The sequence below is a fragment of the Paenibacillus sp. FJAT-27812 genome (genome assembly GCF_001273905.1).
Classification (GTDB): Bacteria; Bacillota; Bacilli; order Paenibacillales; family Paenibacillaceae; genus Pristimantibacillus.
In genome coordinates this window covers 6,686,202-6,701,587 of sequence record NZ_LIGH01000001.1, presented here as the reverse complement: position 1 = coordinate 6,701,587, position 15,386 = coordinate 6,686,202, and the positions used below count along the sequence as shown (strand labels likewise).

Annotated in this window: 16 protein-coding genes and 1 other RNA gene; 10 read left to right on the top strand and 7 right to left on the bottom strand. The window is 46.9% G+C overall.

The genetic code is table 11. The features are described 5' to 3' along the window. Nucleotides 1–170: 170 nt before the first annotated feature. On the bottom strand, nt 171–365 hold the full coding sequence (locus ADU23_RS28815; protein ID WP_053376908.1) for a hypothetical protein: 195 nt from the start codon (nt 363–365) through the stop codon (nt 171–173). Between the two features lie 138 nt (nt 366–503). After that, nucleotides 504–1,301 (bottom strand): YitT family protein, encoded by a 798-nt coding sequence (locus ADU23_RS28810; protein WP_053377881.1) that lies wholly within the window; start codon nt 1,299–1,301, stop codon nt 504–506. A 197-nt stretch (nt 1,302–1,498) separates the two neighbouring features. On the opposite strand from ADU23_RS28810, the gene ADU23_RS28805 reads away from it, so the two are divergent. The 4 genes from ADU23_RS28805 to ADU23_RS28795 all read left to right on the top strand — a co-directional run bounded on the left by ADU23_RS28805 (nt 1,499) and on the right by ADU23_RS28795 (nt 4,984). Further along, nucleotides 1,499–3,115, top strand: coding sequence for a DEAD/DEAH box helicase (locus ADU23_RS28805; protein WP_053376907.1), 1,617 nt, complete (start codon nt 1,499–1,501; stop codon nt 3,113–3,115). Nucleotides 3,116–3,474: 359 nt separating this feature from the next. Then, nucleotides 3,475–4,251, top strand: coding sequence for a YesL family protein (locus ADU23_RS28800; protein WP_053376906.1), 777 nt, complete (start codon nt 3,475–3,477; stop codon nt 4,249–4,251). A gap of 47 nt (nt 4,252–4,298) precedes the next feature. Then, nucleotides 4,299–4,481, top strand: a non-coding RNA gene (ssrS, locus tag ADU23_RS31850) — 6S RNA. Nucleotides 4,482–4,594: 113 nt separating this feature from the next. Continuing rightward, a complete protein-coding gene (locus ADU23_RS28795; protein ID WP_082198158.1) occupies nt 4,595–4,984 on the top strand; it encodes a DUF1499 domain-containing protein in 390 nt (129 codons plus the stop codon). 80 nt (nt 4,985–5,064) lie between these two features. Here the strand turns inward: ADU23_RS28795 and tpx are convergent, their stop codons facing one another. Continuing rightward, nucleotides 5,065–5,583 (bottom strand): thiol peroxidase, encoded by a 519-nt coding sequence (gene tpx, locus ADU23_RS28790; RefSeq protein WP_053376904.1) that lies wholly within the window; start codon nt 5,581–5,583, stop codon nt 5,065–5,067. A gap of 104 nt (nt 5,584–5,687) precedes the next feature. Between tpx and ADU23_RS28785 the strand changes: the two genes are divergently transcribed. Both ADU23_RS28785 and ADU23_RS28780 read left to right on the top strand, forming a co-directional pair. After that, nucleotides 5,688–6,329 carry a rhomboid family intramembrane serine protease gene (locus tag ADU23_RS28785; protein ID WP_053376903.1) on the top strand — a complete coding sequence of 214 codons (642 nt, stop codon included), beginning with the start codon at nt 5,688–5,690 and terminating at the stop codon, nt 6,327–6,329. Nucleotides 6,330–6,368: 39 nt separating this feature from the next. Then, the gene (locus ADU23_RS28780) at nt 6,369–7,277 is read left to right on the top strand and encodes a LysR family transcriptional regulator (protein ID WP_053376902.1); all 909 of its coding nucleotides are present in this window, start codon (nt 6,369–6,371) and stop codon (nt 7,275–7,277) included. 70 nt (nt 7,278–7,347) lie between these two features. On the opposite strand, the gene ADU23_RS28775 is transcribed toward ADU23_RS28780, so the two are convergent. Together ADU23_RS28775 and ADU23_RS28770 are read right to left on the bottom strand one after the other, a co-directional pair. Beyond that, entirely contained in the window at nt 7,348–8,028 is a 681-nt protein-coding gene (locus tag ADU23_RS28775) for a zinc metallopeptidase (RefSeq protein WP_053376901.1), read from the bottom strand. Between the two features lie 37 nt (nt 8,029–8,065). Next, nucleotides 8,066–8,497, bottom strand: a complete 432-nt coding sequence (locus ADU23_RS28770; RefSeq protein ID WP_053376900.1) for a MerR family transcriptional regulator — start codon at nt 8,495–8,497, stop codon at nt 8,066–8,068. Between the two features lie 520 nt (nt 8,498–9,017). Here ADU23_RS28770 and ADU23_RS28765 point away from each other — a divergent pair. Genes ADU23_RS28765 through ADU23_RS28755 form a run of 3 tightly spaced genes read left to right on the top strand, consistent with a single transcriptional unit; the run spans nt 9,018 to nt 12,239 of the window. Continuing rightward, complete coding sequence (locus tag ADU23_RS28765; protein WP_053376899.1) at nt 9,018–10,382, top strand: ammonium transporter; 1,365 nt, start codon at nt 9,018–9,020, stop codon at nt 10,380–10,382. Between the two features lie 42 nt (nt 10,383–10,424). Beyond that, the gene (locus ADU23_RS28760; protein WP_053376898.1) at nt 10,425–11,492 is read left to right on the top strand and encodes a DUF294 nucleotidyltransferase-like domain-containing protein; all 1,068 of its coding nucleotides are present in this window, start codon (nt 10,425–10,427) and stop codon (nt 11,490–11,492) included. A gap of 12 nt (nt 11,493–11,504) precedes the next feature. Beyond that, nucleotides 11,505–12,239: a 3'-5' exonuclease gene (locus tag ADU23_RS28755; protein ID WP_053376897.1), complete on the top strand. Its 735-nt coding sequence runs from the start codon at nt 11,505–11,507 to the stop codon at nt 12,237–12,239. Here the strand turns inward: ADU23_RS28755 and ADU23_RS28750 are convergent. Beyond that, on the bottom strand, nt 12,225–12,692 hold the full coding sequence (locus tag ADU23_RS28750; protein ID WP_053376896.1) for a Mov34/MPN/PAD-1 family protein: 468 nt from the start codon (nt 12,690–12,692) through the stop codon (nt 12,225–12,227). The genes ADU23_RS28755 and ADU23_RS28750 overlap by 15 nt on opposite strands. Nucleotides 12,693–12,981: 289 nt before the next feature. On the opposite strand from ADU23_RS28750, the gene ADU23_RS28745 reads away from it, so the two are divergent. Then, on the top strand, nt 12,982–13,521 hold the full coding sequence (locus tag ADU23_RS28745; protein ID WP_053376895.1) for a TlpA family protein disulfide reductase: 540 nt from the start codon (nt 12,982–12,984) through the stop codon (nt 13,519–13,521). Between the two features lie 59 nt (nt 13,522–13,580). Here the strand turns inward: ADU23_RS28745 and cimA are convergent, their stop codons facing one another. Then, nucleotides 13,581–15,197: a citramalate synthase gene (gene cimA, locus ADU23_RS28740; RefSeq protein ID WP_053376894.1), complete on the bottom strand. Its 1,617-nt coding sequence runs from the start codon at nt 15,195–15,197 to the stop codon at nt 13,581–13,583. Nucleotides 15,198–15,386 lie beyond the last annotated feature (189 nt).

Here is a 15,386-nt window from a genome sequence, read left to right as displayed (position 1 = left end):
TGAAGGAATACCAAAGTATATGTGACAATTGTGAAAGAAAGGTTAATTTTATTCGTGTAAATAAAGGGAGGGAATCTGATGTTTTTGCAGCGGATTTTAGCAGTTGAAAAACAAAAAGCCAGTCGATTAGATCTCGACTGGCGCATAAATAATCCGTGTGTCCCGCATTGTCATTGTAACAAAGCTTCTCTCTGCTGATTGCAAATGCTGTGCTGTACAATTTCCATTGCGTCCGCGGGTTCTAGCAGGGCTAGGCCGTCACGCAGCACGATGCTGATGTCCAATTCACGTGCAGTAAGAAAAGGACTAAGCTCTGGGGCAAGCTTCTCTACAATTTGAGACAATTTGACCGTTTCCATATCCATTGAGCATCACCCTTTCATATCGAATGTTTAGGGGAAATCATATGGCAAGAAACCAAAGCTACGGGATACAAACATTATATCAGGATCATTTTCAAAAAAATAGGGATACGGCGTAAAATCCATTCCTGCGTATATGGACTAGTCTTTTGGCTTGGAGAAGTCCCCAAGCACGCCCACCGTTTCGACGATGTTAATGAAGGCATGCGGGTCGATCGTGGTAATGGTTTTGCTTAATTCAGCTATTTCGTATTTCGTTCTTACAGTCATCAGCATATCGCGTTCGGCCGAGGAATATGCACCGCGTGTTTTTATAATCGTAATGCCGCGCGGGTGCAAGAGCAGCTTCGCAAGCAGCTCATCGGTTTTGGTCGTGATAATGAAGGCTGTTAATTTAATATGCCTTACATGAATGAGATCTACTAATTTTCCAGCGGAAAAAATCGCGACAAGCGAGTACAGGGCGGAGTCCCAGTTGCTTGTGAATAAAACGAGCAGGGCGATGACAACGCCATTTAGGATGAAAATAATCATCCCAACAGGCAAATCCCGCTTGCGCGTAACGATTGAGGCGACGATATCGAAGCCGCCGGAAGAGCCTCCATACCGGAGCGCCAGGCCGCTTCCAAACCCGATAATAATGCCTCCAAAGACAGCGCCAAGCACGATATCATCGACGATCTGGACAATAGGAAGAAGCTGGAGGAACAGGGTAGACGCAATAACGGTGTAGATGCTCCAAATAATAAACCGGTGGCCGACCACGAACCAGCCCCATAGCAGAACCGGTAAGTTAAGGATAAAATAAAGCCAGCCGATGTTACCGCCGGATATGTAGCCGATCATCATGGAAATGCCGGAGATGCCGCCGGCTAACAGCTGATGCGGGATAAGGAAAAGGTTGAAGCCAATCGCGATAAGGAAGGCTCCTGCCGTCATTACCGGCACGGTATAAAGGTAACGCAGGGAGTGCGGATTCAAGGCAATCGCTCCAATGCAACCAACGTATCTGATTGTTCAATTTTGACATGCTTAGTATGGCTTTAATTGCTTCGCTGGTATTCATGAATGATTGTGTGCTATAATGATTTGGATATTCTTAAGTAGGCTGCAGATAAAAGGAGTTTGAGAAAAGTTTGAAAACATTTGCTGAATTTGGCTTGGAACCAAAAGTGTTACAAGCAATTACCGAACTTGGATTCGAGGAATCTACCCCGATTCAAGACAAAGCGATCCCTATTGCTATGGCAGGGCAAGATCTTATTGGCCAAGCACAAACGGGTACAGGAAAGACAGCGGCATTCGGAATTCCGCTCATTAACAAAATTCCGACAAGCGAGGAACGCATTGTCGCATTAATAATGACGCCAACCCGTGAACTCGCTATTCAAGTGGCTGACGAGATCGGGAAGTTAACTCGATACAAAGGTCTTCGCTCGCTGCCGATTTATGGTGGACAAGAAATTGGTCGTCAAATCCGTGCATTGAAGAAGAAACCTCAAATTATTATCGGTACGCCTGGCCGTTTGCTTGACCACATCAACCGCAAGACGATCCGTCTTGAAGATGTGCAAACGGTCATCTTGGATGAAGCGGATGAAATGCTCGACATGGGCTTCATGGATGACATCCAATCCATCCTGAAGCAAGTGCCTGAAGAGCGTCACACGATGCTGTTCTCCGCTACTATGCCGGCTAACATTCAGAAGCTTGCACAGCAATTTCTGAAAAACCCAGAGCATGTTTCGGTTATCCCGAAACAAATCACTGCACCGCTTATCGAGCAATCTTACATTGAAGTGCATGAGCGCCAGAAGTTCGAAGCGCTTAGCCGTTTGCTTGATATGGAATCCCCTGAGCTTGCAATCATCTTCGGCCGTACAAAACGCCGGGTTGATGAGCTAAGCGAAGCGCTTCAAAAGCGTGGTTATACAGCTGATGGATTGCATGGCGATTTGTCACAAAACCAACGGGATAGCGTAATGCGCAAATTCCGTGACGGCAGCATCGATGTATTGGTAGCAACTGACGTTGCTGCACGTGGTCTTGATGTATCGGGCGTTACGCATGTTATCAACTTTGACCTTCCGCAAGATCCTGAAAGCTACGTTCACCGTATCGGTCGTACGGGCCGTGCAGGTAAAGAAGGTACAGCTTGGTCATTCGTAACACCGCGCGAGACAGATCATTTGCATTTCATCGAGAAAGTTACGCGTCAAAAAATGAACCGCAAGCCGCTTCCAAGCATTGCAGAAGCGATTGAAGGCAAACAACGCGTAACGGCTGAGCGCCTTCTTGAAGTCGTTCAAAACGAAGAGTTCTCGGAATACAAAGCGATTTCCATTCAATTGCTTGAGCAATATGATTCCGTACACCTTCTTTCCGCAGCAATCAAATTGCTGACAGGCGAGAAGAAAAACGTGGAAATCGAATTGACGCCTGAAGATCCGCTTCGCGCTAAGAAACGCAAACCGGATATTCGCTCTAACGGTCGTCCATTCAACCGCAGCGGTTCGTCTTCTTCATACGGCGGCAATCGCAGCGGCGGTACTGGCGGCAGCGGCGGAGGCTATCGCGGTCGCGATGACAGACGCAGCAGCGGTGGTAGCAGCAGCACTGGCGGCAGCTCGCGCGGTGGCTACGAGTCCCGTGGCGGCAGCAGCAGCGGCGGTTACGGCGGCAAGAGAAGCAGCGAAGGACGCACTGAGAACCGTCGTCCAAAAAGCTCTTCCGACGGCTACGTTAACAACTAATTAATCTTTACCCATGTATTTTCCAAAAAAAACCGAGGAAGTCCGTGTCCCTAACGGGCATCCGGACGTCCTCGGTTCTTTTATTGTTAGTCTATTGTTTGGCTTAGTCAGCACTAATTAACTAAGAACAACATTTAGAATCAACATAACGAGATTGTTACCTGTAGAGGTGAATCAACCGTGCTTGCGATATACTCAGGCATCCTCTTTTTGAACTTCATATATAGCTCTGCTATATATCCTTGTGAATAGGTTTAAGCCGTTTAGACGCTAGCCTAGGAAGCGGAAATTGGGCGGTTACATGTCACTATGCAAGTCAGTCTGGTGGGAGTAATCTTACTTTTCTGGAGGCAGATCCGATGGAACCAAGAGGGCTAATGGGTGGGTTTTACCGAATTTCCGAATGGATTATGCGGTTATCGGTTATCAATGTATTATGGTTGGTCTGTTCAGTTCCATTCGTTTTCTTCGCGTGGGGATTGGTTTTGTCACAGGATGTCAATCAAGTGTATTCCGCTCTTATTGCAATGGCGGTCGTTGCGCCGTTTACCTTGTTTCCAGCTACTGCAGCCATGTTTGCGGTTGCCCGCAAATGGGTAATGGGTGAAGGCGATGTGCCGTTGTTCAAAACTTTTTTCCGCGGCTACAAAGAAAATTATAAGCAAAGTATGCTTGGCGGTATTATTTATACGATACTGCTGGCGATTATGATTGTTGATTTTATCGTATATCGTGAGCAATTGAATTTGCTTTCGTACATTTTTATTGCTTTTCTCGTTTTGCTAGTCGTATCGCTATTTAATTTTTTCTCCATGCTTGTCCATTATCATATGAAAACGTTTCAATTGTTGAAAAACGCTGTCCTCATTACGATCGGCAAACCTTTCCGTTCACTTTCAACAGCGATAATGAGCGGGGCAGTTATGTATTTCAGCACGAAGTTCACGTTTCTTATTCCTTTCTTTATGGGCAGCATTATCGCTTATTTGGCATTCTGGAACTTCCACTTGATTTATCAGAAGCTGCAAGACCAAGCGGAGAAAGCGCGTCTTGCCGAGGAAGAAGAAGCGGAGAATGCTGCTGAGCTTGACCGGATCGATCTCGTTAAAGATGATTCGAACGGGTCCAGTAAATAACAGCCGAACAAAGTTTACTTTTTCTTTTGTAAGGTCTATAATAGCAATACCTCCTGCGATGCTCGTTACGGCTTTACGCTGTTTTGAACCAATGGCTGTTTCACGGGAGACCAATATCGAAGCGTAGCTGACATGCCCCCGAAAGGGGATCTCAAAAGCGGTTCTGCGGTCACCCACCTGCGTAAGCGGGTTCAGAAACATGTGAGTCGGACGGCATAGGCGGGTTCTCATTTTCAAATGAAGAGCATTTGCTGGTTAAATCCAGTGATAGCTCTTTTTTCATGGGACAAATCATGGTATCATATAGAGTAATGTACATAGATGCCGGAGGGGGAGATCGTTGTTGTTGAAGCGGACCTTGATCGGGCTGCTGCGCAGTCATGAACAGACTGGTGACAAAGCCAAGGATCCAATGCTCAAATCTCATTTCTACAAGCTGTCCAAAGATAAGGCTTGGGAAGAAGTGATATCGACTCTTAAGAAAATGCAAGGTTATAAAGTGCTGCACGAGGTGCAATCCGTTGGTGAGATTGTGCTGGAGAAGCGCACGGCATTTGGAAGAACGATGGACATTACGGTTTCCGTTATAAGCGTTAATCCGCTACAATCGGCAGTCGACATTTATTCAGCATCCCGCGGGTCACTTGGGGATCTAGGTTCTAATTACAGAGTCATTCTGGATTTGTACCGTACACTCGATAAGAAGCTTGCAGCCTTTAAAGTTAATAATTAATACATAAACAAAGCGAGGAAGGATATCCTTCACTCGCTTTGTTTGCAGTTTGAGTATTTGTGAGCTTTATTAAGTACGTATTATACGAGCGCTTTGACAGCGTTGATCGCTTGCTCATAGTTCGGGTGCTCTGTCATTTCTGGCAGGTATTCCACATATTGAATCGTGTCATTTGCATCGATAACGAAGATCGAACGTTGATCAAGGCCAAGCTCTTTAATGTATACGCCATACGATTCGCCAAAGCTGTGCGCTTTGTAGTCAGATAGCAATACGACTTTGTCGATGCCTGCAGCTCCGCACCAGCGTGCTTGTGCGAAAGGAAGGTCAACGGATACAGTAAGTACAACAACGTTGTCGCCTAGGGAGCCGGCTTCTTCATTGAAACGGCGGGTTTGCGCGTCGCATACGCCTGTGTCGATTGAAGGCACAACGCTGATTAATTTTACTTTGCCAGCGTAATCATTAAGAGAAACATTTTCTACGAGCGATTTGTTGAGGCTGAAATCAGGAGCTTTGTCCCCTACTTTCAATTCTGGTCCAACTAATGTGATCGGATTGCCTTTGAAAGTGGCAGCTCCATTGCGTTCTTGTGTCATGTGTGAATTTCCTCCTCTAAATTAAATGGTCAATACCAAATTTATTATAATCGTTATGAAACGACCTTGTCCAATTGTTGGAGAGAAAAGGGGTTGATGATATTATGATCTTCTTGCGGTATGAGAGCTTTCGTTCTTATTTAAAGCTTTATCCCGTTACGTCTGCTTTGATTGCTTTAAATATCATTTATTTTATCGTGATTGCTGTGAGTGGCGATCCTAATAGTATTGTACACGCGTATAAATTTGGTGCTTTTGCGACCAATGTGGAGTTTGATCCGTATGGTACGGATGAGCCGTGGCGTTATGTAACGTCGATATTCATGCATTCAGGCATTGAGCACTTGCTCTATAATATGTTTGCTCTGCTTGTGTTCGCACCGCCGCTGGAGCGTCTTCTTAACAGTGTCAGGTATGCTTTTTATTATTTGCTTTGCGGCATTGCCGGCAATGCGATGAGTGCTGTCGTAAATGTGATTGAAGGAGACCCTAATAGCCACATAGGTGTGGGAGCTTCAGGAGCGATCTACGGCATTTACGGCGCGTTTCTGTATATTTCCTTGTTCCGCAAGTCGCAGCTTGATGAGAGCTCGCGTAAAACGGTATATACGATTTTGATTTTTGGCGTTATTTATTCCTTCCTTGTGCCGCGGGTTGATCTGTGGGCGCATGTCGGAGGTGCACTAGCCGGCTTCCTTCTTTACCGATTATTTGATCGATTGAAAACGCGCAGAAGAAGCGCGTAGAAAGAAAATTATGTATATACGGGAGAGAATCTAACCGGTATGGAACTTCGTCAGCTTCATTACTTCGTGAAAGTAGCAAAAAAAGAGCATGTCACACAGGCAGCTGAAGAGCTGCATGTAGCGCAGTCGGCAGTCAGCCGGCAGATCCACCAGCTTGAGGAAGAGCTTGGTGTAAAGTTATTCGTTCAAAAAGGAAGAAATTTGCAGCTTACGCCAGTCGGCCAGCTTTTTTTAAAGCGAGCTGAAGTTATTTTAGCTGATTTGGAACGTGCTGTAATTGAAATACATGAATTTCTGGACCCCGAGAAGGGCGAGATTAGGCTAGGTTTTCCGCATAGTCTTGGAATCTCCTTAATTCCCCAGGTTGTTGCGGCTTTCCGCAAGCATCATCCGAACGTAAAGTTCCGATTCAAGCAGGGGATGTATCCATCGCTGATCCGGGACATGATCAAGGGTGAGATCGATCTTGCGTTTATATCACCGTTTCCGGATGAGCATGATTTCGTGTGCGGGGAAGTGCTACTTACGGAAGAGCTCTATGCGATATTGCCTCCTGGCCACCGATTGTCAAATTCGGAATCGATTGAGCTGAAGGAGCTGGAGAATGAGACGTTCGTTTTGTTCAGCGAAGGTTATTCATTGAGGCCGATCGTTTGGGAAGCGTGCCAAGCGGCAGGATTTACGCCGCAGATTGGCTTTGAAGGCGAAGAGACGGATACGATTCGCGGTTTGGTCGCTGCAGGAATGGGCGTCAGCTTGCTTCCTGAGATGGCGCTGCACTACACTGGACCTTTGCAGCCAACGAAGGTTCGCGTCACAGAGCCTCAAGTGACCCGTACAATCGGTCTCATTCGCCGTTCGAATGAGAAGCTGCCGCTCGTGGCTAAAGTGTTTCACGGCTTTTTGCTTCGTTATTTTCATGATGAGCTCAAACAGCCGAAGGCTTAAATAGAAAGAGGAGCTGTTCCGATCAGTCGATGTTGACTGATGGAACAGCTCCTCTTTTTATTGCCGATCCTTATTCTTGCCGGCTGCCGCCTACAAAAATTAAGATGTATCGAACGAGCTCGAGCAAGGATAGGAGCGCTGCCGCTACATAGGTTAAAGCTGCTGCATTAAGCACCTTTGCAACCCCGCGTTCTTCCTCATTCGTGATGAAGCCTTCTGCTACCATAATATCTCTTGCCCGGTTGCTTGCATTAAATTCCACTGGCAACGTAATGACTTGAAAGGCTACCGCGACCGAGAAGAATATGATGCCAAGACCGATCAAATTCAAAGCCGAGAAAAGAATGCCGGCGATGAATAAGAAAGGCGCTACGCCGGAGGCGAAGTTAACGACCGGGAAGATACGGTGACGCAGTACTAGCATCGGGTAATGCTCCGCATGCTGGATAGCGTGACCGACCTCGTGGCAGGCGACGGAAATGGCTGAGATTGAATTTTCATAATAAACGGGCTCCGATAAACGCACGACGCGGTGAATCGGGTCGTAGTGGTCTGTGAGAACGCCTCGTACAGGTTCGATCGGCACGTCATGCAATCCATTGGAATCGAGCATCCGTCTTGCTGCTTGGTAACCGGTCAATCCGCTGTTCGCTTGCACGCTAGTCCATTTCTTAAAGGTTCCTTTGACTCGGAATTGTGCCCAAATCGTTAATATAAAAGCGAGTACGATCAAAATGTAGATAAACGTCATTGAGTCATTCCTCCATTATATTGATGAAATATAATCGCTACATGAGGGAGCTTTTGTTGATAAGAAGCATTAGAGCCTCGATACAAGCGGCGGTCTGCGGCATGAGGCGAGTGTAGAGATGGTTGGCTTGGCGGGGCTTGAGCTTCTTAATGACGGGCTCCAGCTCCTTTACTTCCCGCTCCAACTGGCTTAGATGATGCTGCAGGTCCGTCAGCTTGCGAGAGACTTGCTCCTCGGGTGTAATTTTGCTCCAGCTTTCAATTGTCGCTTTAATCTCATCTAACGTATATTTATCTTTTTTCATCTGTTCAATACGTTCTAATCGCTCCAAGGTTTCATCGGCATAGAGGCGATAGTTCTTGGCGGATCGTTCCGCGGGTTCTATTAAACCGATTGAAGTATAGTAATCAATGGTTCGTGGGCTGATTTGAGAAAGTTTAGCTAGTTCTCCGATACGATACATTTTCATATCCTCCATTCGTACAAAATATAAGAAAGTAAAATTCCGTTCATGCGCTAAACTTATATTTTACCCGAAACATGGCTCCGTGTCGCCATCACAATATGTGGTTCCTCTGTTATCTCTAATGATAATAGTAAAGTAACCATACAGTCAAACGTGTTACATGACCGTGTAACCAGGAACGGTAGAATCTACGATTTGAAAGCGCAGTTATTTTATTTCTTCTATATATAGCTTTTTTTTTATCTAATTTGATGCATCGCCATTCCTACTAGGAGATCATTATTTACACAAGTAGGAATCTATGCCTATAAAATGTGAAAATGCGAAGAATAAGCATGTGCGATAGTGGATTTTAATGCGGATTTGTTCAAAATCTTAACGTTCGTGTTAGATTTCATGCCGAATGTTTGATTTTTTTTGTAAATTTGCAGAAAACATATTGTCAAATTGAGCACTACTGACTATAATGACATTAAGTCTTTCCTCTCATGTAAGGAAACATAACACTTAGGGAGTGGTCGTAATGATTAAGAAAACGATGTTAGCTTTAGGAATCTTCACCTTATTGTTTCCGGTAATGGCGTTCGCAGAGGATCCTTCCGCCGCAACGTTGAACATGGGTCTGAACTCGCTTTGGGTTATGCTCGCATTCATTCTTGTTCTACTCATGCAAGGCGGATTTATTCTTCTTGAAACAGGTTCTACTCGGATGAAAAACGCGGGTCACGTTGCCGGCAAAACGATTTTCACAACTGGCCTAGCTGCACTTATTTATTGGGCATTCGGTTACGGCATTGCATTCGGCGGAGATAGTGGCGTAAGCGCCTTGTTCGGATGGGGCAACTTCTTCTTCGATCCAGCTGTATCAGCTGGAGAAGGCGACAGCTTGCCAAGCACGGTATTCTTCTTGTTCCAACTCGCTTTTGCAGCTGTATCGCTTTCCATCGCATGGGGCGGTTTCGCAGAGAGAGCTAAGCTTTCCTCTTATATCGTATTTACCGTATTCTTTATCGCAATCATCTATCCGGTAGTTGCTCACTGGATCTGGGGCGGCGGCTGGCTTGCTGAAGACGGAGCGCAAGACTTTGCAGGCTCGACGGTCGTTCACTTAACGGGTGCACTTGCAGCATTCGCAGCAACTGTATTACTTAAACCGCGTATCGGTAAATTTAACAAAGACGGTTCCGCAAATGAAATTTTGGGACATAACCAAGTTTTCACTGCACTTTCCGTATTGCTTCTATGGGTTGGCTGGTTCGGATTTAACGCAGGCAGCACGGTAGCTATCGGCGACGGTTTCTTCGGATTTGTAGCCTTCAACACGATGCTTGGAGCAGGCGCAGGCGGCGTGGCGGCACTTCTTATTTCATGGGCAGTTACAGGCAAAGCGGATATTACTGCAATGCTTAACGGTACGCTTGCTGGTCTAGTTGCAATTACAGCATCATGCGCATTCGTTGACCCTTGGGCAGCCGTTGTTATTGGTCTGGTTGCAGGCGTGCTCGTATTCTACAGCGTGAAGTTTTTCGAAAAAATCAAAGTAGACGATCCGATTTACGCATTGTCCGTTCACGGCGCGGCTGGTGTATGGGGTACGCTTGCTAACGGTATCTTCGCTACACAAGCGCTTGCTGACAAAGTTGGCGTAGGTACAGGCGGTTTGATCGACACAGGCAGCTGGAAACAGCTTTGGGTACAATTTGAATCCGTTGTAGTCGTTGGCGCTTTCGTTCTTGCAGCTTCGTTCCTTATCCTTGGCGTGATGAAACTTATCATGGGCTTCCGCGTTACGGAAGAGCAAGAAATTATCGGTCTTGACCTCAGCGAGCATGGCGCTTATGGTTATCCTGAGCAAATGAAAAAAGCAGGTCAAAACATTCAAGGATAATGGATAGGTCATGATGGACTGACCGAAGGGAGAGGGCGTCGCATGAGTGATCCGGTGCGATTGCAGCTGCTCAAACAGATTGGTTCAGCCGATCATGTGGAAGGGCTGCGAAGCTTGCGGGATCAAGTACACGAGCAGATGGAAGCTCTTCTCCCTACGCGTCCGGTCGAACAATTTAATGAACAATTGAATGAGGTGCACGACGCGGTTATTCATCGCTCGATTGTCCTCGCAGAAGCGGAAATGGCACGGTTGGGGAAGGGTTCTCCCCCCGTGCCTTACGCATATTTATTGTTCGGCAGCGGAGGCAGGAAAGAGCAGACATTGTCAAGCGATCAAGACAGCGGAGTTGTCTATCAAGATCCAGTGGCTGATCCGGCGGAAGTGAAAAACTATTTTAAAGAGCTTTGCGAGCTTGTCGTATTTCATCTGCAAAAGGTAGGGTATCCGCCATGCGAGGGGAATGTGTTAAGCAGCAACCCCGATTGGTGCTTATCCTTAACGGAATGGGGCGCTAAGCTGAATCATTGGTTTGAGGAGCCGGCTTGGGAAGCTGTTCGGTATTTGCTTATCATTGCGGATGGCAGATGCATTTATGGCGACAGCCGGCTGCTTGATGAATTAAAGGACTTATTTTTTACCGATATGCTGAACCATCAGATTATTATTCAGCGCATGCTGGATAATACGATGCGCCACAAGGTGCTGCTAGGTTTTTTTGGCCAATTGCTAAAGGAGCAGTACGGAGAAGACGCAGGCAGCCTCGATATTAAATATGGCGCTTATATTCCGATGGTAAATGCGATTAGGCTGTTGGCTGTTCAGGTTGGTATCCGGGAAACGTCGACGCTGGAGCGAATCAAAATGCTTGTCAAAGCGGGTAAGATGTCCAAAGAGGATGCTGCCGTGTATGACCAAGCGTTTCGGATTTTTCTGAGACTTCGGTTAATGACGACCGAGCAGAATGACGATGGCTTATATGCCAATAATGGCAAGCTTTCGAGCCGTAAGCTGACGAAGGAAATGACGGATGAATTAAAAAGCGGCCTGCGATTAGGCAAGAAGCTGCAGCGTGCGGTATTCAAGCAAACAATGGGCAGGCTTACGTAAGGCGGTGGAGTAATGAAAGAGCAAAAAGGCGTCGGTCGCATGTGGAACCTATACAAAATGGGAGGATTTACGCCTGCCATCGCTTCTATGTTAGGCTCGCAAAATGCGCAGCAAATGGCGTTTATTCGCAACGTCAATAAAGAACAGCGCAAGCAATCCATGTTCGACATGCCGCTGCGAGAGCTTGAGGTTGTCGTATTTGATCTTGAAACAACGGGCTTCTATCCAACAAATGGGGACGAGATCATTTCTTTCGGAGCAGTGTTGCTGCGGAACGGCGAAATTGTGGAAAATGAATCATTCTACAGCCTCGTAAATCCTAAGCGGAGAATTCCGAAGGCGATAATCGAATTAACCGGCATTACAAATGAAATGGTACAGGATGCGCCTGATTTGATGCAGGTGCTTCATGATTTTATGGAGTTTGTCGGCAGGCGTCTGCTTATTGCGCATGCTTCCGGTCATGACAAGCAATTTTTAAACGCTGCGCTTTGGCGAACATCGAAGGTGAATTTAAACCATAGGGTGCTGGATACGATGATGGTAGCAAAGTGGCTGGAGCCGAACCTTGAAGGATACAGTCTCGACGAGCTGCTTGAGAGCTGCTGTATCCCCATAACGGAACGGCATCATGCGCTGCAAGATTCAATTATGACAGCCAAGCTGTGGCAAAACTATTTGGCAAGAATTTTGGAGCGGAACATTACGACGCTTGGTGATCTTTATGCTTATCTAAGCAAACACTAGGTGCAGCGGTAGGAATGTCCCTTGTGTGAGGCGATAGGGCTTAACCTGAGGGGCTGCGCTGTTTTGCAAGGACACAATCCAATAGGAAAGCTCGGATGCGGGCAGGAAACCTTCAGAGTCGCTAGAAGACGGAATGGCTTCTGTTCGCGGATGCGAGTGAAATAAGCCGACAAGCGTTTGTCGGTTTTTTTGCATGTCATAAAAGGCAGCCGTCCACTCTGCCGGATCAAAGGCGAACGAGCGGGTAGGATCGATATGTATATTTTTTATCGGAATAATCGTATCAATCAATTGGAAGGTTGCATCATCAGGCCGATCAGCCAAGGGCGAGGCGTTTGATTCGCTGCTTACAACGATACCGCATGCTTCTAAAGGCTTGGCATCCAAACAAATTTGGATAAGCTGCTCATATGCCGATTTGGTAATATAACCCTTCGATTGTTGTGCTGTCATAATAACGCCTCCTTATTCGGAATGGATAAGGTAAGTATAACGGATTAAACAATGGTGCGCTAACATTTGTGGGCAAAGGCGCAGGCAGGCCAATATCTGGTTCGGGGTATGAACAGCACCGCGTTAACCGACAATAAGTTTAGTACTTGGATGAAACGATTTAGCTGTTTAACTGGATAATCGTGACGAATTTATGGCTAATGTGCCCAGCGCCTTGAGCTTCCATACGGCGCATGATACCATGAAGCCATACCAAAAGAATGATATTGCGAGAGAAGGAAGGTTCTGCATGAAACGCGTTATAGCGCTTTTTACGATTGCATTCGTGTTTGCCGGTCTAGCTGTTTTTCAATATAAAAATGATGATTCAAAGTCGGTTACGATGGCGGCTCCGGCCGAAGGGTTTAAACCGAAGGCGGGATTTGAGGCGACAGCCTTCAAGCTTCCGGCGCTTGACGAGAAATCGTACGAGGTAGGCGGAAAGCAAGGCAAGCTATCGTTTGTCAACTTCTGGGCTTCCTGGTGCGGTCCTTGCGAGCTGGAAGCGCCGGATCTTCAGCGGCTTCATGAGCAGTATGGAGATGCAATTCAGCTAATTGGGGTAAATGCAACGAAGTACGATAAAGAACGCGCGGCTAGAGATTTTGTAAATGAGCATGAGTTTACGTTTCCGATATTGATGGACCGGGTTGGCGATGTGACGAAGCAGTATAAAGTGGATACGTTTCCGACAACGTTTCTAATCGATAGCGAAGGCGTCATAAGAGAGCGGATCAATGGCGTCATCCCTTACGAAGAATGGGAACGCTTGATCGAGAAGTGGATGTAATAAACAAATAGAAGGGCTGCCCGTTCGTCACTCAATGACGAGCTGGCAGCCCTTTTTGCTTAATGATTCACGAGTCCGATTCGATCTAGCGGATCAACATGCGCGCTATCTACTTTAACCATGCCAAGCAGGGCATAACGGATGCTGTCCACGAGCGCTTCCCAGCTTGCTTCGATAACGTTGCTGGACACGCCGACCGTGCTCCATGTGTTATCCAGTCCAGTCGATTCAATAAGAACGCGAACCTTAGCGGCTGTAGCGTCCTTCTCGTCGATTACACGGACTTTATAATCGGAGAGATGGATATTTTCAATCTTCGGATAAAACTGCACCAGCGCCTTGCGCAAGGCGTTATCGAGGGCGTTGACCGGACCGTTGCCTTCAGCAGCCGTATAAACCTGCTGTCCGCCGACGTTGATTTTGACGATGGCTTCGGAAATCATCTGGCCGTTCGTTTTTTCTACGAGCATCTTGAACGATTCGACCTTGAAAACTTCCTTGACCTCGCCGCCGAATGCTTCGCGAAGCAGAAGCTCCATTGAAGCGTCGGCACCTTCAAATTGATACCCTTGATGCTCAAGCTCTTTGATCTGATCCATGATGAGCTTCGTTTTATCGTTGTTCGCCGTAACATCAAGACCAAGTTCCTTAGCCTTAGAAATAATGTTGCTTTGGCCTGCAAGCTCGGAGACGAGAATGCGCTGTTTGTTTCCTACAAGCTCTGGCTGAATATGCTCGTAGGTTTTGGAATCCTTCATGATCGCGGACACATGGATGCCGCCTTTGTGAGCGAACGCGGCATTGCCGACATAAGCTTGGCCAACCGGCATGTGGACATTCGCGATTTCACTGACATAACGTGCCGTACCCGTAAGCGCGCGAAGCTTGTCTTCCGGCAGCACATCGTAGTTCATCTTAATTTGTAGGTTCGGAATGATTGAGCATAGGTTTGCGTTGCCGCACCGCTCGCCGTATCCGTTAATCGTTCCTTGCACCTGGCGTGCGCCAGCTCCGACAGCAGCGAGCGAGTTCGCAACGGCAAGCTCGCAATCGTTATGCGTATGGATGCCGATCGGCGTCGTTAGCACCTGCTTTACGCGGGTTACGATTTCATGGATTTCATTCGGAAGCGTACCGCCGTTCGTATCGCAAAGAACGAGCCAGTTCGCACCGGCGTCCTGCGCTTTCTTCAGAACGGAGATCGCGTATTCCGGGTTGTTCTTGTAGCCGTCAAAAAAGTGCTCCGCATCAAACAACGCTTCCATCTCGTTCTGTTTCAGAAATGCGATGGAATCATAAATCATCGACAGGTTTTCTTCAAGCGTCGTTTGCAGGGCGGTATGTACATGGAAGTCCCATGACTTTCCTACAAGCGTAGCCGCTGGCACGCCGGATTCAGCGATGCGGACAAGGCTCGCATCCTGCTCGGCTAGGCTGTTTTTACGGCGCGTGCTGCCGAAAGCGGTAATTTTGGCATTCAGATTAAATGCTTTGATCCGTTGGAAAAATTCAATATCCTTGCTGTTGCTTCCCGGATTGCCGCCTTCAATATAATGGACGCCCAACGCGTCGAGCTTCTGGGCAATTTTTAACTTGTCATCCGCCGACAGGCTGATCCCTTCACCTTGTGTACCGTCACGCAGCGTCGTATCAAATATGGAAATGTTTGTTGTCATTAACGGGACGCCTCCTTCACTGATAGCCTTTTCAAATCATAATTTAGTATTATAACACTTGTCGCAATGAAAGTAGAGAGGTTAGCACTATTTTTTGTCCGCTTTTCTATGGTTCGTTGACTTGACCCTATTGCAATTGTATGCTGATGATGATTAAGCTTATGTGGGCAATTTGCTTCGAATAGGCGG